Origin of the sequence: uncultured Rothia sp. (assembly GCF_963507905.1) — a bacterium.
Classification (GTDB): Bacteria; Actinomycetota; Actinomycetes; order Actinomycetales; family Micrococcaceae; genus Rothia.
Map to the genome: position 1 here is coordinate 39,144 of NZ_CAUOUU010000002.1, position 21,575 is coordinate 60,718.

Genomic DNA, 21,575 nt, shown 5'->3' on the forward strand with positions numbered 1-21,575 from the left:
GAAGTACAGCCTAAGAGAAGTGCAACACTACCGCGCCGCGAGGGGTGCCGAAGGGTACCCGGCGCAGGTTGCGCACCCGCCCTCATTGACGAGATGGCATCACGCTGCGAACGCACGCAGCACGTGAGCGCTATAGAAACCGCAAACGACACAGAAATCGAGAGAAGATGACCGTAGAACGTAGCCCCCTGGCCCCCACGCCGCTCATCCCCGAGTCTTTTGCCGCGAAGTACCGCGAAGCCGGCTACTGGATTGACCAGACCATCCCCGAGTTCCTGCTAGATGCATGCCGCGCGAAGCCGCACTTCCCGGCGCTGGTGGCGCTCTCGCACGCGCAGCTCGATGAGGACGGCAAGCCTCAGCAGATTCGCCTCTCCTACGGTGAGCTGGAGGCGGCAGGCCGTGCCGCTGCGGCGCGCCTCGTGAAGGCGGGCGTGCAGCCGGGTGACCGCGTGCTGCTGCAGTTGGGTAACACCGCCGAGTACTTGGTGTACCTGCTGGGTATTTTCTGGGCGGCTGCGCTGCCGGTATTCTGCCTGCCGCAGCACCGCACCACCGAGCTCGTGCACTTCGCGACCCGCACCGACGCGGCGGCGCACGTGTTCTCTTCGCTGACCCCCGGCGCGGATTTCACCGCCCTGCACGAGGACGTTGCCGCCGAGCTGCGCAAGAACTCCCTGGAGCCGCCGGTCGCCATTGACGTTGCGGAGCCGCTGACCCCGCTGACCGAAGAGGAGCTCGCTGAAGAGTTCGTGCCCGGCGTCGTTCAGAACACGGAGAACCAGCGTGCGAGCGAGCAGGTGGCGTTCCTGCAACTCTCCGGCGGTACGACCGGCATTTCGAAGCTGATTCCTCGCACCCACGCTGCCTACCTGTACTCGGTGCGCGGCTCGGTCGATATCTGCAAGCTGAACAACAACACGACCATGCTCGTGGTGTTGCCCGCCGCGCACAATTTCACGATGAGCTCGCCCGGTATTCTGGGCGTCATGTGCGTCTCCGGCAAGCTGGTGTTTGCGGCGGATCCGTCCCCGCAGACTGCGTTCCACCTCATTGAGATGGAGGGTGTGACCACCTCCGCGCTGGTGCCGCCGCTGGCTCAGGCGTGGGTCGCCTCCGCGGAGAAGCGCGATGTGTCCCTGCCCTCCCTGCAGACCCTGCAGGTGGGCGGATCGAAGCTGGCTCCGGCGGTTGCAGGCAAGATCGAGTCCGTGCTCGGCTGCACCGTTCAGCAGGTGTTCGGCATGGCTGAGGGCCTGGTGAACTACACCCGTTCGACCGACCCGATTGAGATGCGTCTGAGGACTCAGGGCTACCCGATTAGCCCCGACGACGAAATTCTGATTGTTGATGATCAGGACCAGCCGGTTAAGCGCGGCGAGAGCGGCCACCTGCTCACCCGCGGCCCGTACACGATTCGCGGCTACTACCTGGAGGAGAACGCGAACCGCTACGGCTTCACCGAGGACGGCTTCTACCGCACCGGCGACATTGTGCGCCTGGTCGCCGGCAAGTACCTTGAGGTGACCGGCCGCGCGAAGGACCAGATTAACCGCAATGGCGAGAAGATTGCCGTGGACGAAATTGAAGAGCTGGCACTGACCCACCCCGACGTTTTTGACGCCGTGGTTCTGGGCATCCCGGATGAGACCGTGGGCGAGCGCGTGGGCCTGGTCATTGTGCCGCAGGAAGGCGCCGACCTGGGCGAAAACCCGCGCCGCACGATGCACGAGTTCTTCACCTCGAAGAAGCTCGCCGATTTCAAGATTCCGGAGCGCGTGCAGGTTCTGCAGGAGTTGCCTACCACGAACGTGGGTAAGATTTCTCGCCGCGAACTGCGCGCCAAGCTTGCCGAAATTTTCGGCTAAACCCTTTTCGGCTAAACCTTAAGCCCGTATTCCTACCCCTACTTGAGGAGAAAAATGTCCGCACTTGAGACCCTGCGCCCCATCCTGGCAAAGTACATTGTTGAGCCCGATTCCCTGCAGGCAGCCTTCGACGACCCGACCACCGAGCTGTTCTCGCTGGGCCTGGACTCGATGGGTTGCTTCGCCCTGCTCGACGACCTTGCCGCTGAGGGCGCCGTGATTGAGTTTACCGAGCTGGTGGAGAACCCGACCGTGGAGTTCCTCGCATCCCGCCTGGGCTAAATACGTGTAGCGCCCCGGAAGCTTGTCACGCCGGTAGGCACTGTAGGGTGCCGCCGGTTCTGCGAGTGTCCGGGGCGTTGAGCATGTACTCCGCCGTGATTGGCGTTGCTATCTGGTTCGGCGCTGCTGCCGGATTTAGCGCTTTTGCAGGCGCAACCTCGCGCAAAACTGTATGGACTTGCGCAAACCCACACATTCAACGTTGAGACCCCCTCAGAGAGGCCACCATGGGCGTAGCTGATACTACCGCACCCGCTAGCTCCGAGACTGCTTCCGATACTCGCACCGCCGCGACTCACCCCGCACCGCACAGCGCTGACAGCCCCTGGCTGCCGCTGACCACCAACGCGCGCGGCATCTATTTTGCCGCCGCAATTGACCCGGAAAACCCCTGCTACAACACCGCGGAGGTTCTGCAATGCCCCGCGGACACCGACCTCACCCTGCTGCGTGAGGCGCTGGTGCAGCTCTACCGCGAGAACGAGGGTTTCCGCGTGCGCACCCGCATTGCTGATGGTGCCGCCTCCCAGCAGATTCTGCCGCTTGAGGCGTTCCTGGAGGGCATTGACCTGCTCGTAGATGAGGGGGAGCTGAGCGGTACCGCCGAGGCGGAGGAGAGCGATACTTCCGATCTGCCTGACTCTGATTTGCCCGCGCCGGTGCGCGCCTGGGCGCAGCGTCTGCTCGCCCAGCCCCTCGTCACCGATGAGGGCGTGACCGTGCGCAGCGCCGTGGTGCGTTACGGCGGGTTCCTCTGGGTTTATCATTCCTTCTCCCATGTGGTTGCCGACGGTTTCGCCGCGTTCAACGGCCTCTCCCGCGTCGCCGCTATTTACCGTGCTCTGTCCGCCGGTCAGCCGGTCCCGGAAACCCGCCGCATGAGCCTGCAACAGCTGCTCGATGCCGACGAAGCCGCCTCCACCGCTCGTGACGAAGACGTCGCCTTCTGGGAGGCGAGCGGCGCCCTGGAACAGGAAGACACCTCCCTGGCGGGTCGTACCGCCTCCCCGTCGGCACGGTCTGTGCGCCTGGCGTTCAGCATTGACGTGCCCACCCAGCAGGCTCTGCTGGATGCGGCAAAGCAGCACGCCGTCTCCTGGCCGGTGCTGGCGACCGCCGCCGTGGGCTCGTACCTGGCGCGTGTGGGCGGCTACCCGCAGGCTTCGTTCGGTGTGCCGCAGATGAACCGCATGTTTGCCCGCACCCTGCCGGAGGCGACCCGCGCCCTGGGCGCGGCGAGCGCGCAGACCGGCTGTACCGCGGTGAACGTGCTGCCGGTGCAGGTTGCGGCGACCGGTCCCATCGCGGAGTCCCTGCACTCGGTGAAGGAGCAGTACGCCCGCAATGCGGAGCATCCGCTGGCTCGTCAGGAAGACCTCGAACGTACCGCACGTAACGCCCAGTCCAGGCTGTTTGGTGCGCAGATTAACGTGGTGCCCTTTGACGCGGTGCTGCCGCTGGCGGCTCCCTCCAAGGACGAGTCCGGATCCGCGGTACCGACCGCGCGCATCCACAATATCTCTGCCGGTCCCGTTGCCGACGCGACCTTCACCCTGCGTGGCATGCCCGGCCGCGGCAACAGCATCTCCTGCGAGATTGACATGAACCCGGCGCTCTACACCGCCAAGGAGCTGGAACGCCACGCCGCCCGCCTGAGCGAGTGGCTGCCCGCCTACGCCGCGGAGGCGCAGCGCGAGGGTGCCTCCCTGAACAACCTGGGTTTGGCGACCGAGGCGGAGCTTGCGACCCTGCGCGAGCTGACCGCCCCGGCGCGCACCGAGCATCCGCTGGAGTACAAGACCCTGCTGGGCCGCTTCCGTGATGCGGTGGCGGCGCATCCGCAGGCGCTTGCGGTGCTGGATTCTGCCCCCGCGCCCGGTGAGGTGCTCACCCCCGAGTCGGAGCGCGCCTACGCTTTTGACCGCGCCCTCACCTACGCCGAACTGGATGAGCGCGCCCGTGCGCTTGCCGCGCAGCTACTGGACTGGGGCGTTCGCCCTTCCGATGCGGTGGGTCTGCGTGTGCACCGCGGTGTGGAGCAGTACGTGGCGCTGTACGCCCTGCTGTACGCTGGCGCCACCTACGTGCCGGTGCTTCCGGATCTGCCCGCCGAGCGTGTGGGTGTGATGATGGAGGACGCCGAATGTTCCCTGCTGCTGCACGGCCCCGGTCTGCATCCGCTGAGCGCGCAGGAGCTGAACCCGCAGGATCCGCAGCGTCACGCGAACCTGCCCCAGCACGTACTGTCTGAGCAGACCCTGCCTGAGCCGACCCTGCCGCCGGTAAACACTAATGAGCCTACCCCGGCACCCTCCTCTGCACCCGCCGCCGAGGAGCTTCCGGGCGTGAAAACCGGTCTGGACGAGGACGCTTACGTGCTCTTCACCTCCGGCTCCACGGGCAGGCCTAAGGGCGTTGCCATCAGCCACCGCGCGATTGATAACCGCCTGCGCTGGCAGCAGCACCAGATTCCGGTGGGGGAGGGCGACCGCGTTCTGCACAAGACCCCCATCTCCTTTGACGTGCACGTGTGGGAGCTGTACTGGCCGCTCGCCGAGGGTGCCGCCGTGGTCATTGCCGCCCCGGATGGGCACCGCGACCCCGCCTACCTGGCGCGCGTGATTGCCGAGCAGTCCGTCACGGCGGTGCACTTTGTGCCGACTATGCTTTCGGCGCTGACCTCTTCGCCGGCGGCGCGCCGCATCCTGGCTGATGCCGGCTTCGGCCGGGATCGAGACCAGCCCCTGCGCTACGTGGTCTGCTCGGGTGAGGCACTGCAGAAGGACCAGGTGCAGGCTGCGGGTGAGGTGCTGGGCGTGTACCCGCTGAACCTGTACGGCCCGACCGAGGCGGCAGTGGACGTGACCTTCTGGGAGACCTCCACCGACCCGCAGCGCGAGAGCGTGCCCATTGGCGAGCCGGTCTGGAACACCGGCACCCTGATTCTTGACCCGACCGGCCACCCCGTGCCGGTGGGCGTGACGGGTGAACTGCACCTGTCGGGCGTGCAGCTGGCGCGCGGCTACAAGAACAACCCGCAGGCGACCGCGGCGGCTTTCGTGGAGCAGGCTCCTGCCGGTGCGCTCGCACTGCTGAACGGTGAGAGTCAGCGCCTGTACCGTACGGGCGATTTGGCGTGCTGGGAGATTCTTCCCGATGGCCGCGCCGTTATCGGTTACCGCGGCCGCACGGATTACCAGATTAAGGTGCGCGGTCAGCGCCTGGAGCTGGGCGATATTGAGATGGCTCTTGCTGCGGTTGAGGGTGTGAGCGCTTCGGTGGCTCTGCTGTATCGCGGTCTGCGTGAGCCTGCCCTGGCGGCGGTGCTGGAGGTGGGCGATGTGCCCGCCGAGCGTGCCGAGCAGCTCGTGGAGGCGGCGCGTGAGCATTGTGCGCAGGTTCTGCCGGACTACATGGTTCCGACCCTGTGGCATACTCTGCCTGCTCTGCCGGTGAGCCCCTCCGGTAAGGCTGATCGTAAGCTCTTGGCGTCCCTGGATCTGACCCCGCAAACTTCTGATGCTGAGGGTCCGCACGGTCTGCTGGAGCAGCAGCTGTGCTCGATTATTGCGGGCGTGCTGGGTCGTGAGCGTTTCGGCGTGGATGAGGATTTCTTCGCTTCGGGCGGTCATTCGCTGGCGGCTCTTGAGGTGATTGCCGCGGTTGAGGAGCAACTGGGTCTGCGCGTGAGCATCGGTGCGCTTTTTGCGCATCCGACCGTGCAGGATTTGGCGGCGTCCATTGCGGGCGAGCGCGGCGAGGGTGCGGAGTTCGCTCCGGTTCTGCCCCTGCGCGAGCACGTTGTGACTCAGCGCGAGCATCCTGCCGCGCATGATGCTGCTGAGCCCGCTCATCAGCCCGCGCCGCTGTTTATCCTGCCGCCTGCGGGTGGTTTGGGCTGGTGCTATGCGGGGTACCTCTCGCATCTTCCGGCTCAGCAGGGTGTGTACGCTTTGCAGGCTGAGGCGTTCTCTGACCCGAATGCCGGGTTTGCGTCGAGCCTGCAGGAGTTGGCTGAGGGCTACCTGAAGCTGATTGAGAAGACTCTGGCGGAGCGTTCGTTGCCGCGTCGTTTTGCGTTGATGGGCTGGTCTGTGGGCGGTACTGCTGCGGTGCAGGTGGCGGCTTTGGCGCAGGCTGCGGGTGCGCTGGTTGAGCGTGTAATCCTGTTGGATGCGTATCCTTCGGAACAGTGGCAGGGTGTGCCTGCGCCGGATGAGCAGGAGAGCTTCCGTGCGCTGTTGCGTATGGGCGGTTTGCCGGAGCCTGCCGCCGATGAGCAGCTTGATTTGCCGGGTACGTTGGAGCGTTTGCAGAAGGCGGGTTCGGCGATGGGTTACCTACCGGAGGAGAAGTTGGGCGTGTGCTTGGGTAGTATGCGTGCTTCGGCGGCGTTGATGCGTGGTGCTGAGCAGGCGTTCTTTGAAGGGGACGTGTTGCTGGTGGGTGTGCCGCATGAGGATCAGCCGTATTTGGATGCGGAGGGTTGGGCGGCGCATGCGTCGTCGTTCCGTGCGGTGCTGCTGGAGGGTACGCACCCTGATCTGGTGAATCCGGCGCGTTTGGCGGAGGTGACCGGCCACTTCGCCGATTAGCCCTCTCTATCTGCAGAGTAGTTAATAAATTAAATGTCCCCGATTGATGAATCATCAATCGGGGACATTTATATTTATTGGTTTTTGAGAACCCACTCTTTATATCGGAGATAAACTTCTGATAGCTGCCGTCGCTGTTCTTCTAGTTTTGTTTCGTTATCTCGAATGAGCGGTTTCTGATATGAAGCTACAAGATTGGCAAGACCTTGAGCCATTCCTGTATCTTTACTGCATTGTGCTTCAATGACGCTGAGTCGAATTTCTTCTTCTGATGCTGGGGAATTACTAACACCGTCACTGCGGGCTATATTTGATAGTTCTTGTGTGCCCCATTCATAGTCGCCTTTTCGTGGCGTTAGACCTTTATCCGATAGGCATTTCCACCATGCTTCACGGTATTTTTTCCATTCAGGATGATTCATGGCTGCCGCATAGGATTGGCCGTGGATTCGACGATAGGCTTCTGTGAGGCCACTTTGCTCTTCGAGGCTGATGCCCGCAATCTCTTTCAACGTGGCTAAGATTTCAGGCATGCACTGTTCCATGATTTTTGTGTCATAGCCCCCGGATGATGGTGTATTCCCGAATCGCTTGTAGCTTCCATATTTGGCGGCGTATTCGGGGTTCCAGCGACCAAACTCGCGACCGGATGAATCGATTTTAATATCTTCTACATCCGGGATATATATTTCGTAGGATTGGCCGTGCTTTGCGAAACAGCGCTGCCTGAGAATTTCCAAGGCTTGATTGTAATACTGGGAATTTTCATCTAAAAGGTCATTGTATTCTTCGAGTGGAGTAATGATTCGGTTGTTTTTATAGTCTAGAGTTGCTTGGGCTGTTTCATCACGTTCTAGTTGCGGGCCTGCAGAACAGGATGTGCAGGCTAGTGTGAATGCAAACGTTATAGCCATTGCGGGCTGAAAGATTTTCTTGAGGTTCATAATTCTCCCTCCTTAATTGGATAAAGAATATGCGGCAGTAAAGAAAGCGGGGCTGTATTTTGCTGATTGTTGCAAAGCATATGCCTCGGTGAATATGGGCGTCGAGAGAATCTGGAATCTATGTGAATCCCAGAGCGATAAGCAGAATCTCGGGGGAGTGCCTGCTAGCTTGGGAGTGCACCCATAGCGAAAGGCTAAGACGCTATGGCAGACCACGCACAAGGGTGTTTCTGCAGCGTCGTCACTGCTGGGAGAGTATTCTAGAGCTTCATCAGGAGCCCCTATGAGTTATGGAGGGTAAATGCTCGTAGATGAGTGAGCTGTGCCCTCCGTAATGTTGACCGGGCACCCTGAATATACACCAATGCTGTGGTGAATATCATAGTTAAGGGTAGTTAAAGGCTACCACCGGCCAGGTACACACGGCAACCAAAACTCCGGTCACGTCTGATTTATTACATAAGAAATGCGTAGTCAACGAGCATATCAACAGGAAGCAGGTCGGGTACCCTGCGCCTCCTCACAGTTAAAACACGAATGCCCCCGGTTGATAAATCATCAACCGGGGGCATCGTTTAGCGTCTAACGCAGAACCGAGGTTCTACCGCTAAATGCTTAGTGCTGCTCCAGCTCAGAGTTAGCGTTCACGTTCAGCAGGTCGTACTTAGCGAATGCCTTCGCGGGAACGTCTGCTGCAACCTCGCCGCGCTTTGCCAGCATCTGCAGGGTGCGGACAACAACCGACTCTGCATCGATGTGGAAGAAGCGACGTGCACCCGGGCGGGTGTCTGCGAAGCCGAAGCCGTCAGCACCCAGGGTTGCGAAGTCGTTCGGAACGAACTGGCGGATCTGGTCGGGAACCTCCGAAGCGAAGTCGGTGGTCGCGATGATCGGGCCAGCAGCGCCTGCCAGCTTCTGGGTCACGTAAGGAACACGAGCGGGCTGGTTCGGGTTCAGCAGAGCCTCTTCCTCAGCGGCAACGCCGTCGCGGCGCAGCTCAGTCCACGAGGTGACAGACCAGACGTCTGCGGAGACGCCCCAGTCCTCAGCCAGCAGCTTCTGAGCCTTCTCAGCCCACGGAACAGCAACGCCGGATGCCAGCAGCTGTGCCTTGGGGCCGGAGGTCAGCGGGGACTCGCTAATCTTGTGGATACCCTTGATGATGCCCTCAACGTCAACGTTTGCCGGCTCAGCAGGCTGGTGAATCGGCTCGTTGTACACGGTCAGGTAGTACATGACGTTGTGGTCTTCGTCCTTGGTGCCGTACATCTGCTCGATACCGCGCTCCACAATGTGAGCAATCTCGTAACCGTATGCCGGGTCGTAGATCTTGAACGCCGGGTTGGTGGACGCCAGGATCGGGGAGTGACCGTCGTTGTGCTGCAGACCCTCACCGGACAGGGTGGTACGACCTGCGGTTGCACCGATAACGAAACCGCGGCACAGCTGGTCGGATGCTGCCCAGAAGCCGTCGCCGGTGCGCTGGAAACCGAACATCGAGTAGAAGATGTAGATCGGGATCATCGGCTCGCCGTGGGTGTCGTAGGAGGTACCGATAGCGGTGAACGCTGCGGTTGCGCCTGCCTCGTTAATACCCACGTGAACAATCTGGCCCTCGGGGGACTCGGTGTAGGTCAGCATGAGCTGGTGGTCAACGGGCACGTAGTTCTGGCCGTTGGGGTTGTACAGCTTAGCGGACGGGAAGAAGGAGTCCATACCGAAGGTACGTGCCTCATCGGGGGTGATGGGAACGATACGGTGACCGAAGCCCTTCACACGCATGAGGTCCTTCATCAGGCGGACGAACGCCATGGTGGTAGCAGCGGTCTGCTTGCCGGAGCCCTTCTTGGTCTGTGCGTAGACCTTGGACTCGGGCAGGGTAATCTCGGGCTGTGCGTTTGCGCGACCCGGGATGTAACCGCCGAGTTCCTTACGGCGTGCGTGCATGTACTGCAGTGCCGGGTGGTTTGCCTCGGGCAGGTAGTACGGCGGGTTGTACAGATCCTTCTCCAGCTCCTCGTCGGAGATGGGGATGTTCAGGTGGTCACGGAAGCCCTTCAGTGCTTCCATGGTGAACTTCTTGATCTGGTGGGTGGAGTTACGTGCCTCGAAGTAGGGGCCGAGCTCCGCACCCTTAATGGACTGTGCCAGGATGACGGTGGGCTTGCCCTTGGTCTCCATAGCTTCCTTGTAGGCTGCGTAGAGCTTCTTGTCGTCGTGGCCACCCAGGCGCAGGTTGAAGATCTGCTCGTCGGTCAGGTCTGCAACCAGTTCCTTGGTCTCGGGGTACTTGCCGAAGAAGTGCTCGCGGATGTAGCCGCCGTCTTCGCCGCGGAAGGTCTGGTAGTCACCATCGAGGGTCTCGTTCATCAGCTGGATGAGCTTGCCGCTCTTGTCCTTCTTGAGCAGCTCGTCGTAGTCGGAGCCCCACAGGACCTTGATGACGTGCCAGCCTGCGCCGCGGAAGAATGCCTCAAGCTCCTGAACGATCTTGCCGTTACCGCGAACGGGGCCGTCCAGACGCTGCAGGTTGCAGTTGACGACGAAGGTCAGGTTGTCCAGGTGCTCGTTTGCAGCCAGCTGCAGTGCACCACGCGACTCGGGCTCGTCCATTTCGCCGTCGCCCAGGAATGCCCAGACGTGCTGCTCGGAGGTGTCCTTGATCTTGTGGTTGTGCAGGTACTTGTTGAAGGATGCCTGGTGGATTGCGTTCAGGGGGCCCAGACCCATGGAAACGGTCGGGAACTGCCAGAACTCGGGCATGCAGCGGGGGTGCGGGTACGAAGGAATACCGTTTGCGCCCTTGGTCTTCTCCTGGCGGAAGCCGTCCATCTGCTCTTCGCTCAGGACGCCCTCAACGAATGCGCGGGAGTAGACACCGGGGGAGGAGTGACCCTGGAAGAAGACCTGGTCGCCGCCACCGGGGTGGTTACGGCCGCGGAAGAAGTGGTTCTGACCCATTTCGTAGAGGTCAGCGACACCTGCGAAGGTGGAAATGTGGCCACCAACGCCGATGCCCTTCTTCTGGGCACGCTGAACCATGATTGCTGCGTTCCAACGGATCCATGCGCGGTACTGGCGCTCGAGTTCCTCATCGCCGGGGTACTCGGGCTGCTGGTCTGCGGGGATGGTGTTGATGTAGTCGGTCTTGACCAGAGTGGGGACCTTTACGCCCTTTGCGCCAGCCTCCTTGAGCAGCGCGCGAAGGATGTACTCTGCACGCTCGGTGCCGTGAGTCTTGATAAGGTCCTCGAGGGACTCAGCCCATTCCTGGGTCTCTTCTACGTCGATGTCCTTCAGGCCATCAAGAAGGGTGCTCAGGGAGTGCTCGTTCGGTACGTTAGCCAAACTAATCCAACCTCTCTTCTGTGCGGTTGTGTAGATTGTTCGCCGCGATGTTGCATTGTCGAACAATCTCTGCGTTTAAGCGCTATAGATCCGTGGGGTCTACTTCGCTACTTATCTCTACTATCTTAGACCTAAATGTGGGCTTCTTGGCATCAAACGAAGGTTTTTGTGATGTGGGTTTCGTGGCTTAGCTCTCTGAGCGAAAAATATGCGCATCAAAAGTACTAGTTAGGGTCTTTTTGTATCTAAATAGTGCGGAATGGTGGGGGTGGCGGAATGGCGCGGAATGATGGGGTATGACCTACCTATAAGGCCGGGGGTCAACATGGCTTGATGTGGCTTGCTGTGGGGTGAGTTGCGAAAAAGAAAAAAATATTGAGACATAGAACACGTGTCTCGGATTTGCGTGGCGCCTCAAAAGCCCGTATAGTTTTCTCTTGTGTTCGCCACTGAAACGACAACGAATCAGTGAGAACTACGGGTCTTTAGCTCAGCTGGTAGAGCGCCACGTTTACACCGTGGATGTCATCGGTTCGATCCCGGTAGGACCCACCGATTGCCCCGGCACCGCAAGGTACCGGGGTTTTTGTTTACCCGATTTTGTCTCCCCATTAACCAGCCGCGAGGGTGCCCTGCGGGAAGCTCGCGAAGATAATCCAGCCGGAACTGCGATTCCTTCGAGCATAAAACTGCACTCCACCTATATATAGCCTGCCCTAAGCGCGTATCCTTATATACATGACTGAAAACAAGAAGGCACAGATTGGTGTCACCGGCCTTGCTGTCATGGGCGCAAACCTCGCCCGCAACCTGGCACGTAACGGCTACACCGTGGCACTGCACAACCGTTCCGTAGAGAAGACCGACGCACTGCTGGCTGAGCATGGCGCAGACGGCGACTTCATCCGTACCGAGTCCCTGCAGGAACTCGTTGACTCCCTCGAGTCCCCCCGCCGCATCCTGATTATGGTCAAGGCGGGCGCACCCGTCGACGCAGTGATCGAGCAGCTCACCCCCATGCTCGACGAGGGTGACATCATCATCGACGGCGGTAACTCCCACTTCCCCGACACCATCCGTCGCGAGCACGCCCTGGCTGAAAAGGGTCTGCACTTCGTAGGCGTTGGCGTTTCCGGCGGCGAAGAGGGCGCTCTCTGGGGCCCCTCCATGATGCCCGGCGGCTCCGCAGAGTCCTACAAGCACCTGGGCCCGCTGCTCGAAAAGATCGCAGCGAAGGCACCGCAGGACGGCGCACCCTGCTGCGCATGGATCTCCACCGACGGTGCGGGCCACTTCGTGAAGATGGTCCACAACGGCATCGAGTACGCCGACATGCAGGTCATCGGCGAAGCGTACGACATTCTGCGCTCCATCGCGGGCATTGAGCCGGCACAGCAGGCAGAAATCTTCAAGACCTGGAACGAAGGCGACCTGAGCTCCTACCTGATCGAAATCACCGCTGAGGTGCTCGCACAGGTTGACGCAAAGACCGGCAAGCCCCTGGTGGACGTTATCGTCGACGCAGCGGGTCAGAAGGGTACCGGCCTGTGGACCGCTAAGGCTGGCCTGGACCTCGGTTCCCCCGTCTCCGCTATCGCAGAGTCCGTGTTCGCACGCGCCCTCTCCTCCTCCGAGCGTGAGCAGCGCGAGCAGGCACAGCGCGAACTGCCCGCCGGCCTGATCGCAACCACCGGCGTTGGTGCAGGCGACCCCGAGTTCGTTGAGGATGTGCGCCGCGCACTCTTCGCATCCAAGCTCGTGGCATACGCACAGGGCATGGACCTGCTCACCCGCGCAGGCAAGGAATACGGCTGGGACCTGAAGCTGGACACCATCGCATCGCTGTGGCGTGCAGGCTGCATCATCCGCGCAGAACTGCTGGGCGACATCATGGCTGCCTACGCTGATGAGGCTCCCGCGAACATGCTGCTGGCACCCGCCTTCAAGAACCTCATGGAGGAGCTCGTTCCTTCCTGGCGTCGCGTGGTGGCTAAGGCAACCGCACTGGGCATCCCCGTGCCGGTGTTCGCTTCCGCACTGTCCTACTACGACGGTCTGCGCCGCGACCGCCTGCCCGCATCCCTGATTCAGGGTCAGCGTGACTTCTTCGGTGCGCACACCTACGGTCGTATCGACGAAGAGGGCGCCTTCCACACCATGTGGAGCGGCGACCGCTCCGAGGTGAACGCAGCGGACATTCACGTTCACTAAGCTCACGTAGCTGAACGCAAAAGCCCGCCTTCGGCTGGATGAGAATCCGGTCGGGGCGGGCTTTCGTTATGTCTTGATAAGGCAGTCCCCGAGGTATCTCACGATATATCTCAGGGGTGCAACAGGGGAGAGGAGCTGTGGATATTAGCTAGGAGCCTCCAGGCGCGCCTCTACGGGCTCAAAATGCCAGCAAGTACTAAATCCACATGGCGGGGTCAATGTACTCCACAGCGTCCACCAGCGGCTTCTTCTTCTCCGGAGTGCGCGGGCGGTGCTTCGCGGGAATGCCGGTAATAATCGAATCGGCGGGGTGATCGTTGACGACCACGGCGTTCGCGCCAATCGCGCTATCGGCACCAATAACCACCGGACCCAGCACCTTCGCGCCGGCGCCAATGGTCACGCGGTCACCAATGGTGGGGTGGCGCTTCACCTTCTCCAGGGAGCGACCACCCAGGGTCACGCCGTGGTACAGCATCACGTCGTCACCGACCTCAGCGGTCTCACCAATCACAATGCCCATGCCGTGATCAATGAAGAAACGGCGGCCAATGGTCGCACCCGGGTGAATCTCCACGCCGGTCAGAAAACGTGCAAACTGCGAAAGGGTACGAGCCAGAGCCTTCGTCTCATCCTTCTGCCAGAGCTTATGGGTCAGACGGTGAACCCAAATGGCGTGCATGCCCGAATAGTTCAGCGCAATCTCGACAGCGCCACGCGCAGCAGGGTCGTGCTGGCGGACGTTCTCAATATCTTCACGCAGACGCGCAATAAAACTCATTGGGTTCCCTTTCCCTCATCGGTCGTGCTCTGTATGTGTGCGACCTTTCCAAAGGTACCAACAATGAGGCCCATTCACCTATTCCCGCACCCTCAGCTGTCATAGTGGACGCCCCCTCCGAAATCTCAGTCACAATTCCGTGCAGAACGTAATATTTACGCCCTGCATAACTCTGCACAACCCCGCCAAGAGCCTTCACCCGCAGACCTAGATTGGGGCACGCAAAACGCCCCGCCTGCCGTGTATGCAACCGGCAGACGGGGCGTTAGCTAAAAGCTCAATTAGCCGCGGATGTCCTCGTACAGAGCGGTAGAGATGTAGCGCTCACCGAAGTCGGGAACGATAGCCACAATCAGCTTGTCCTTGTTCTCAGACTTCTTAGCCTCCTCCAGAGCAGCCCACACAGCCGCACCGGAAGAAATACCGCCCAGAATACCTTCCTGGGTAGCCAGCAGGCGGGAGGTGCGCATAGCGTCCTCAGCGCTGACCGGAGTCACGGAATCGTAGATACCGCGGTCCAGGGTGTCGGGAACGAAGTTAGCGCCCAGGCCCTGAATCTTGTGGGGGCCAACGCGACCCTCGGAGAGCAACGGGGAGTCCTTCGGCTCAACCGCAACAACCTTCACGTTCGGGTTCTGCTCCTTCAGGTACTTACCGGTACCGGAGATGGTGCCGCCGGTGCCAATACCCGCCACGAAAATGTCGACCTTACCGTCGGTTGCTTCCCAAATCTCGGGGCCGGTGGTGTTGTAGTGAATGGTGGGGTTCGCCTCGTTGGAGAACTGAGACGCCAGAATAGCGTTCTCGGTGGTCGCAACGATTTCCTTAGCCTTCTCCACAGCGCCGCGCATACCCTCGGTGCCGGGGGTCAGCACGATCTGAGCACCGTAAGCGCGCAGCAGCACGCGACGCTCAGCAGACATGGTCTCCGGCATGGTCAGGATGACGCGGTAACCGCGAGCAGCACCCACCATAGCCAGCGCAATACCGGTGTTACCGGAAGTACCCTCAACGATGGTGCCGCCGGGCTTCAGTGCACCCGACTTCTCAGCAGCGTCAATGATGGCGCGACCGATACGGTCCTTGACCGAACCAGCGGGGTTGTAGAACTCAAGCTTGACCGCGACGTTACCGGGAAGACCCTCGTCCAGTCGGTTCAGCTTAATCAGGGGGGTCTGGCCGGTTGCTTCAACAATGCTGTTGAGAATCTTTGCCATGGGATGCTCCTTACATGAGCCTGGGGGAGGCCAGCCGCGACGGGGTCTCCGCAATGAATAATCGGTTACGTGGCAACTCTACTACTCGCCGGCGACAGGTTTAAACCTGCGGTCACAGTTCGTAATAATGCCAGAGAAAAACCTCAGGGAACGAGGTTCAAAAAGAGGGTACAGAAAAGCGCCGCACAAACCCTTTCTCGATAAAGGATGATGAATGTGCGGCGCTCTCTAGAAACATTATGTAGCCCAAAAGACAACCTCTGTATATAAGAGTAGTGATGAACTCTGTTCACCGCAAGCTGGAGCCACAAATTTTATTGCCATCAATGGAAAAAACAGTGAAAAACCGCATCCTGAGATGGAAAAGACGCAAAAGCGCGGGAGAAAACCAGCCGCAGAGGACTAGTTGATGTCCATGTGCAGGTCCCACTTGTTGTTCAAGTAGCGACCAACAGCCTCACCGAACATCTTCACGTGACGCTTATCAGCCGCCACGGTCTGCTCCTTGCCGTCCTTGAACAGCTTCTCGCCCAGATCCACGTTCAGAGTCACGGTCCAGTTGTACGCACCCTGCGCCAGAACCGGCTGCTTAGTACCGATAGTCAGGGTAGCGGTCGGGTTCACGTACCAGGTCTTCTTCTCTTCAATACCTGCCTTGGTGGAATCCGCGTACTTCTTCATCGCCGCCAGGGTCTCCTGATCGGTGCTGACCTCGTTCATGTAGTGCATATCACCGGTACGCAGCAGGTACTCAAACGCCGCACCAAAGTACGCCAGAGCCGCCGCGAAGCCAGCCACCGAATTCTGGTGCATAGCCTCCGGAACAATCGGGGACGGCACGTTCTGCGGCGGGTGCTCAGCATTACCCGGCTGGTACTCGCCGTGATCCTCCATCTTCTCCAGCTTTGCCACGCCGCTGTAATCCTTATTGTCGTTGGGCAGCGGAGAGCTCGACGCCGAAGCCGAAGCCGACGCAGAAGCGGAAGGGGAAGCAGACGCCGAAGCCGACGGGGACGCGGTAGCGGACTCAGAAGCCGCAGCAGAAGCGCTCTCAGAGCCAGAAGCGGAAGCGGACGCCTCAGAAGTAGCCTTAGAGCCACAAGCCGCCAGCAAAGCCATAGAGCTGACGCCCAGCACACCCAGCGCCGCGCGGCGGGTCAGGTTCTCGGACATAGTGATACCTTTCAGTCAGTCGGTGATTGCAACCAGTTTAGCCGCAAACCCAACAGGATACAGAGTTGAGCGGGCGAAGCGTGAGAAGCGCCTCGCAGATAAAAGCGTTATGACGAACTATGACGCCGCGGAGGTGACAGACGCCTCAGCAGAAGCGGCGGCAGAAGAGGATGCGGAAGTAGCCGGGGAAGCCGCGCCGGACGCCGCCGCGCTCGCGGTGGATGCGCCTCCCTGGGCAGCGCCTCCCTGAATGGTGGCACCGTACGCCACGCTCAGCTCCCACATCTTCGAATCAGCGTGGTAGCGGCCGCGGAAATCGCACTCCTGAATCGTCACTCGAGAAGCCGGACCCGCCGCAGTCGCAGAAGCAGAGGCGCTCGGGGACGCCGCATCAGACACCAGCGCATCCTCCGACGACTCAGTAGGCTCCCCAGACGCGGAGGCAGAAGCGCTCGCCGAGGCGGCCACCGGCTGGATCTTACCCTCAGCCACCGCTTCCGTACCAAAGTCCAGAGTGTACTGACCCTTGAACAGCAGGTTGCCATCGCTCATAATCGACGGCTGAGCACTCGCCAGGGCATAAGACGCCGACGGGTTCACATACCAGGAACCCTTCTCCACACCCGCAAGAATAGACGCCGACAGGGCATCCACCTCAGAGCGAGTCTTCGACGACAGCTGAATGCCGGTCGAGAACGCATCCGTGCTACCGGTCTTCACCAGGTAATCCATAGCCGCCGCAAAATAAGCAATCGCCTCATGAAAACCCGTCACCGTATTGACCGACAGAGCATCAGTCACCTTAGGCTTCGGAGCATTACGCGGCGGATGCTCCACCGTACCCTGCTCATAATTCAGCGCACCATCATAATGGGTGTACTCCACCAGACCCGAATAGTTCTGACCATCATCGCTGTACCCATTCGGGTTAGCGCTCGACTTCGAACCGTTCAAGCTACTGCCCTGAGAACCCGACTGCTGGCTAGAGCTACCCGAGCCGCAGGCACTCAACAGCGCCGCAGAACCCGCAACAGCGGAGGCGCCCACACCCAGACGCAGCAGGGAGCGGCGAGAGAAAGACTGAGAAAAAGAAGACATACAAAAACCTTGAATCCGGGAAAGCTCGTTACTACCAGAGTAAAACAAATCATGCCCTAACCCGAGTGCGAGTTAGGGCATGATGCCTCATCCTTCTGAGGGCTTAAAGGTTGTCACCATTAGAGTTGCCGCCATTACCGGAGTTACCGGAATTGCCAGCATTACCGCCGTTAGCGGCACCACCATTAGCGCCACCATTCTTAGGCTGAGCCGAAGCCTGAGCCTCGTACTCATCCTGAATGGTCAGGGTCCAGTCATTATCGTGGCGCACACCGGTAATCACCAGGCCGCGCTCAGTACGGCGCACCTTCTCGGACATCTCCGCAGGAGCACCGTCAATCACCACGGTCGGACCCAAATCAATCACCAGGTCAAAAGTCCACTGCACGCTCTTCTTCACCAGCGCGGGAACCGCAGTAAACGCCGACATGGTCACCTTCGGCGACACAAACCAATCACGATTCTGCGAGCTCTCATTCGACTCATCCATAAACGACGAGAACGACGCCACGAACTTCTCATCAGCCTTCGACTCACGCAGCGGAGCCGCGTCACCGGTCAGCACCAGGTAATTAATCGCCGCATACACGAACGCAATCGAATCGTACAGACCCTGCACCGAGTTCTCCGAGGCGCTCGCCGGGCGCTTGGGGAACGGCACGTTCTGCGCCGGAGCAGACTCGGTCGCCGGAACGAAATTACCCTTCTTCTCATAGTTGTCGAAGGTAACCTCGCCGCTAAAATCGGTGCGCGCAGACGCCGACGGGGACATCTGAGGGGTATCCGCATCAACAGTCTCATTGCTAGAAGAACCACCGCCGCACGCAACCAGCAGGGCGCTCAAAGACACGCCCGCAACGCCCGCACCCGCGTAACGTAGGGCAGAACGGCGGCTGATGCCGGTAGTGGAACTGGGAAGCCCGGAGGTCATGGGGAAAAGCGCCACGGAATACCTTTCGAGTGAGAATCTCAGGTGAGAGACGAGTGAGAGAACGCCTCGACGAGCGGATATCACACGCGGACATCCCTCTAGAGACAGTCCTAAGTATAACGCGCCCCCGCCTTCACACCCGTGCGTACCAGCGCCCAAACGAGCGTGATATGCCGCCCATCAGCGAACTTACCGCAGGTGGTGAACTTACTGGAGCTAGCGGGAGCATCACGCCGAATGGGGCATAGCGGGTATAGCGAAGGAGAGGACGCGTTCATCGTCTATAGGGGAGGGGCTACTGGGCGCCCCCGGCGGGAGCAACATCTCCACCAGCGGCACCGGGAGCTACGGTCGGCTGAGCCGTCGCAGCTGCAGGCTGAGTCGCCACGGGCTGCGCGGGAGCGGTAGCCGCAGGCGCCTGGGTAGCGGCAGGCTGAGGCGCCTGAGCCGCGCCACCCTGACCTGCAGAACCCTGACCGGCACCATTCTGGGAGCCAGTGTACTGACGGGAACCGCCCTGGCCGGCACCATTCTGTGCGCCACCGTTCTGGGCGGCACCGTTGTTAGCGGTACCCTGCGCGGCACCGTTACCCGAAGTGTTCGCGCCGGCGTTTGCGCCAGCATTAGCCGCCACGGTGCTGTCATCAGTCACCGTCGGGGTGTACGTCGAGGAAGGATGCGCGCGCGGAGTCTGAGTCGGCTTCGGAGTCAACGCGGGATCATACTGCTGAGGCGCAATCACCAGCCAGCGCTTCGCCTCCTCATCGTACTCAGCGTAGAGAGCCTTAATCTCCTGCGCCTCGGTGTCTTCCAGGGGCTTGGTCGTGTTGGTCGCCTTCTCAACCTGCAGACCGTGCGCCTGAGTCACGGTGCACGCCCACGAATACTTGGTGCCGCGGGTCGTCGGCTGCTTATCGGTCAGGCGGAAGGTCCACTCACCATCAACCAGCCAGTTCGTGCCGGGCGCATAGAAAGCGCGCAGCTTCTCCAAAGAAGCACGCTGAACAGAATTATCCTGATGAACCACCTGCAGGGCCGGACCGGGATCACCGGTCATACGGGCGTAGTTCACCGCCGCCGCAAAATACGCGAAGGTGGCGCGCAGGCTACGGGCGTTCTTCTCGTACATGGTCTCATCCTCAACCGGGATGGGCACGGCGCTCGCCTTAGAATCAACGCTCGCGGGGCCGGCGGTCGGCTCAATCGTGTAGACCTGACCGGTCTCCGGGTCGGTGCTGCTCATCGGTGCAGCACCCGTGCCGGCAACGTACTTGGTCCACTTCAGCTCGCCCGACAGGTTATCGTAGGCACCTGCAATCGAAGCGGAAGGAGTAGGGGAGGCGGTCGCCTCCGCAGTCTTTTTGGAACCGCAAGCGGCAAGCATCGCACCCAGGGCGGCAGTGCCCGTGAGCGCAATAAAGTGGCGGCGGCTGTGAATCATAGTGATCCCCTTGAATGTGCTGTGATGCGGAAGTATCGGTGATAGGTGAAGAGCTCACACCCTAATCCTCAGCCTAACATCACGCCCCCATTAGAGGGCGTGAAGCAGTCACCCGCGGGGCGGGTAGAGGCGTATTGAGGCGAAAATGGGCGGACCTCATCTAGCCCTAGCCTATAGATTTCACGCGTGGCACACAAATAAAAGCCCTCATCCGTGCCTCATATCACCCAATATGACGGGATCTTTGAGGCACGGATGCAAAGAAGCTTTAGGCTGAGCCTCGAATGTAACGAGCCGCCTTAGAAGAGGGGCTCTCATTCGGGGTCGGGTGCGCGCTCGGGGCGTTCGCGGACGGTTCAGCGGTAGCCGCCGGGGTTGCGGTAGCGCTCGGGGAAGACTTCGGATCCTCCAGCATCTGCCAGCCGTTTTCGCCAAAGTAGACGTATGCATCCGCCTTCTGATTACTGCCGTAGATACCGGTGAGCTGCTCACGCTGACGGGTCTCATGGTTGAACAGGAATGCGTTCTCGTCCACCTTCAGGGTTGCTTTCCAGCAGTAGACGTCCTGCTCAGTGGCGGGTACCGGCTGCGGGGAGCTCAGGTTAATGCACATGGGGTGGTTGCTCTTAGAGACCAGCCAGCCAATGTTGTAGCGGTAGATGTCGCGGTACATCTGCGCCATGTGGCTAAAGTGCTCCTGGCCGGGCAGGCTCATGAAGGGGGCGGTGTCGCCGGTGAGGAGCATGTAGTTCTGTGCCGCACCCCAGTACTGCAGGAAGGCGTGCAGGCCCTCAACGGTACGTTCCTTAGCCTCCGGGGGCATGATGGGGCGGGGGACATTGACGGCGCGGTGACTGAGAGTGCCGTTCGAGAAATTGCCGACGCGCTCAAAGAACTCATCGGGCAGAATCGCCGGGCCGCGACCGTCCAGGGCGGATGCAGGCAGGGGCTCAGCGTAGGTGATGCTGCGCGTGGTGGTCGCAGATTTAGTCTGGGTGCTCTGAGGCGCCGGTGCGGTATCAGTAGGAGAGGGTTCAGTGAGTGGTTGAGAGCGAGAAACTGCGCTGGGGCTGCAGGCGCTTGCGAGTGCACTCAATGCTGCTCCGGAAGAAAGAGCAAGAAGATGGCGACGTGACAGCGAACCGAACATACGCAACCTTTCGCAAGAGTAAAGACGGGCAGGCAGTAACGGGTAGCTCGAATGCAGTTGAGCGAGGGCTCTGTGAGCGTTCCCGAAGGGTGTGGCATACCGCGGTGAGTACGGATGCGATAGAAAGGGCAGGCCAGAAGCCTCCTGAGGGAATCGGTGTGGGTTATGACCTGCCTGGTTGTCGTGCTCAATGATTCTAAGCGTACTTTCAGGTTCGAAACGACCATATCTGCGCTTGAGCGTAAAAAGTTATCAAATCTTAATATTTGCCCGTTTTATGCGGGTTATAAAACGTACCAATGTGTTCGGGATAACCGCATTAAAATCTGTTGTTTCCCCTAGAAACTTAGGGATTTTTCGGCTTTTTCTTGATATGAGTAAATCGTAAATTGGAGTTGTTGCACCTTGTGTGTAAATAGTAATTCAACCTCTCCACGTTGTCCGAACACCCATCAAAAATGCCTCTGTGCGCGTACCCAAACTCCCCGCCACCCCAACGTGCCCACCGCAACGCCCACACATGGCATGAAGCGGGT

13 protein-coding genes and 1 tRNA gene are annotated in these 21,575 nt (G+C 60.2%); 5 read left to right on the top strand and 9 right to left on the bottom strand.

Features of this window, described 5'->3' with window-relative positions:
- Positions 1-167: 167 nt before the first annotated feature.
- The 3 genes from RQ593_RS01700 to RQ593_RS01710 all read left to right on the top strand — a co-directional run bounded on the left by RQ593_RS01700 (position 168) and on the right by RQ593_RS01710 (position 6,745).
- Positions 168-1,868, top strand: coding sequence for an AMP-binding protein (locus tag RQ593_RS01700; RefSeq protein ID WP_311449642.1), 1,701 nt, complete (start codon positions 168-170; stop codon positions 1,866-1,868).
- A gap of 54 nt (positions 1,869-1,922) precedes the next feature.
- Complete coding sequence (locus RQ593_RS01705) at positions 1,923-2,150, top strand: phosphopantetheine-binding protein (RefSeq protein ID WP_311449643.1); 228 nt, start codon at positions 1,923-1,925, stop codon at positions 2,148-2,150.
- A gap of 227 nt (positions 2,151-2,377) precedes the next feature.
- Complete coding sequence (locus tag RQ593_RS01710) at positions 2,378-6,745, top strand: amino acid adenylation domain-containing protein (RefSeq protein ID WP_311449644.1); 4,368 nt, start codon at positions 2,378-2,380, stop codon at positions 6,743-6,745.
- A 74-nt stretch (positions 6,746-6,819) separates the two neighbouring features.
- On the opposite strand, the gene RQ593_RS01715 is transcribed toward RQ593_RS01710, so the two are convergent.
- Together RQ593_RS01715 and aceE are read right to left on the bottom strand one after the other, a co-directional pair.
- The gene (locus tag RQ593_RS01715) at positions 6,820-7,689 is read right to left on the bottom strand and encodes a hypothetical protein (protein WP_311449645.1); all 870 of its coding nucleotides are present in this window, start codon (positions 7,687-7,689) and stop codon (positions 6,820-6,822) included.
- A 615-nt stretch (positions 7,690-8,304) separates the two neighbouring features.
- Entirely contained in the window at positions 8,305-11,037 is a 2,733-nt protein-coding gene (gene aceE, locus RQ593_RS01720) for a pyruvate dehydrogenase (acetyl-transferring), homodimeric type (RefSeq protein ID WP_311449646.1), read from the bottom strand.
- Positions 11,038-11,516: 479 nt separating this feature from the next.
- On the opposite strand from aceE, the gene RQ593_RS01725 reads away from it, so the two are divergent.
- Positions 11,517-11,589, top strand: a tRNA-Val gene (locus RQ593_RS01725).
- Between the two features lie 186 nt (positions 11,590-11,775).
- The gene (gene gndA / locus RQ593_RS01730; protein ID WP_049354576.1) at positions 11,776-13,248 is read left to right on the top strand and encodes an NADP-dependent phosphogluconate dehydrogenase; all 1,473 of its coding nucleotides are present in this window, start codon (positions 11,776-11,778) and stop codon (positions 13,246-13,248) included.
- A gap of 196 nt (positions 13,249-13,444) precedes the next feature.
- On the opposite strand, the gene epsC is transcribed toward gndA, so the two are convergent.
- From epsC to RQ593_RS01765, 7 genes are all read right to left on the bottom strand, one after another.
- Complete coding sequence (gene epsC, locus RQ593_RS01735) at positions 13,445-14,029, bottom strand: serine O-acetyltransferase EpsC (RefSeq protein ID WP_005507433.1); 585 nt, start codon at positions 14,027-14,029, stop codon at positions 13,445-13,447.
- Positions 14,030-14,310: 281 nt separating this feature from the next.
- Positions 14,311-15,246 carry a cysteine synthase A gene (gene cysK / locus RQ593_RS01740; protein WP_303934051.1) on the bottom strand — a complete coding sequence of 312 codons (936 nt, stop codon included), beginning with the start codon at positions 15,244-15,246 and terminating at the stop codon, positions 14,311-14,313.
- Between the two features lie 402 nt (positions 15,247-15,648).
- A complete protein-coding gene (locus RQ593_RS01745; RefSeq protein ID WP_294642054.1) occupies positions 15,649-16,419 on the bottom strand; it encodes a DUF6318 family protein in 771 nt (256 codons plus the stop codon).
- Between the two features lie 117 nt (positions 16,420-16,536).
- The gene (locus RQ593_RS01750; protein WP_311449647.1) at positions 16,537-17,517 is read right to left on the bottom strand and encodes a DUF6318 family protein; all 981 of its coding nucleotides are present in this window, start codon (positions 17,515-17,517) and stop codon (positions 16,537-16,539) included.
- Between the two features lie 103 nt (positions 17,518-17,620).
- Positions 17,621-18,463 (bottom strand): DUF6318 family protein, encoded by an 843-nt coding sequence (locus RQ593_RS01755; protein WP_311449648.1) that lies wholly within the window; start codon positions 18,461-18,463, stop codon positions 17,621-17,623.
- 280 nt (positions 18,464-18,743) lie between these two features.
- Entirely contained in the window at positions 18,744-19,889 is a 1,146-nt protein-coding gene (locus RQ593_RS01760) for a DUF6318 family protein (protein ID WP_311449649.1), read from the bottom strand.
- Between the two features lie 268 nt (positions 19,890-20,157).
- A complete protein-coding gene (locus RQ593_RS01765; protein ID WP_311449650.1) occupies positions 20,158-20,985 on the bottom strand; it encodes a DUF6318 family protein in 828 nt (275 codons plus the stop codon).
- Positions 20,986-21,575 lie beyond the last annotated feature (590 nt).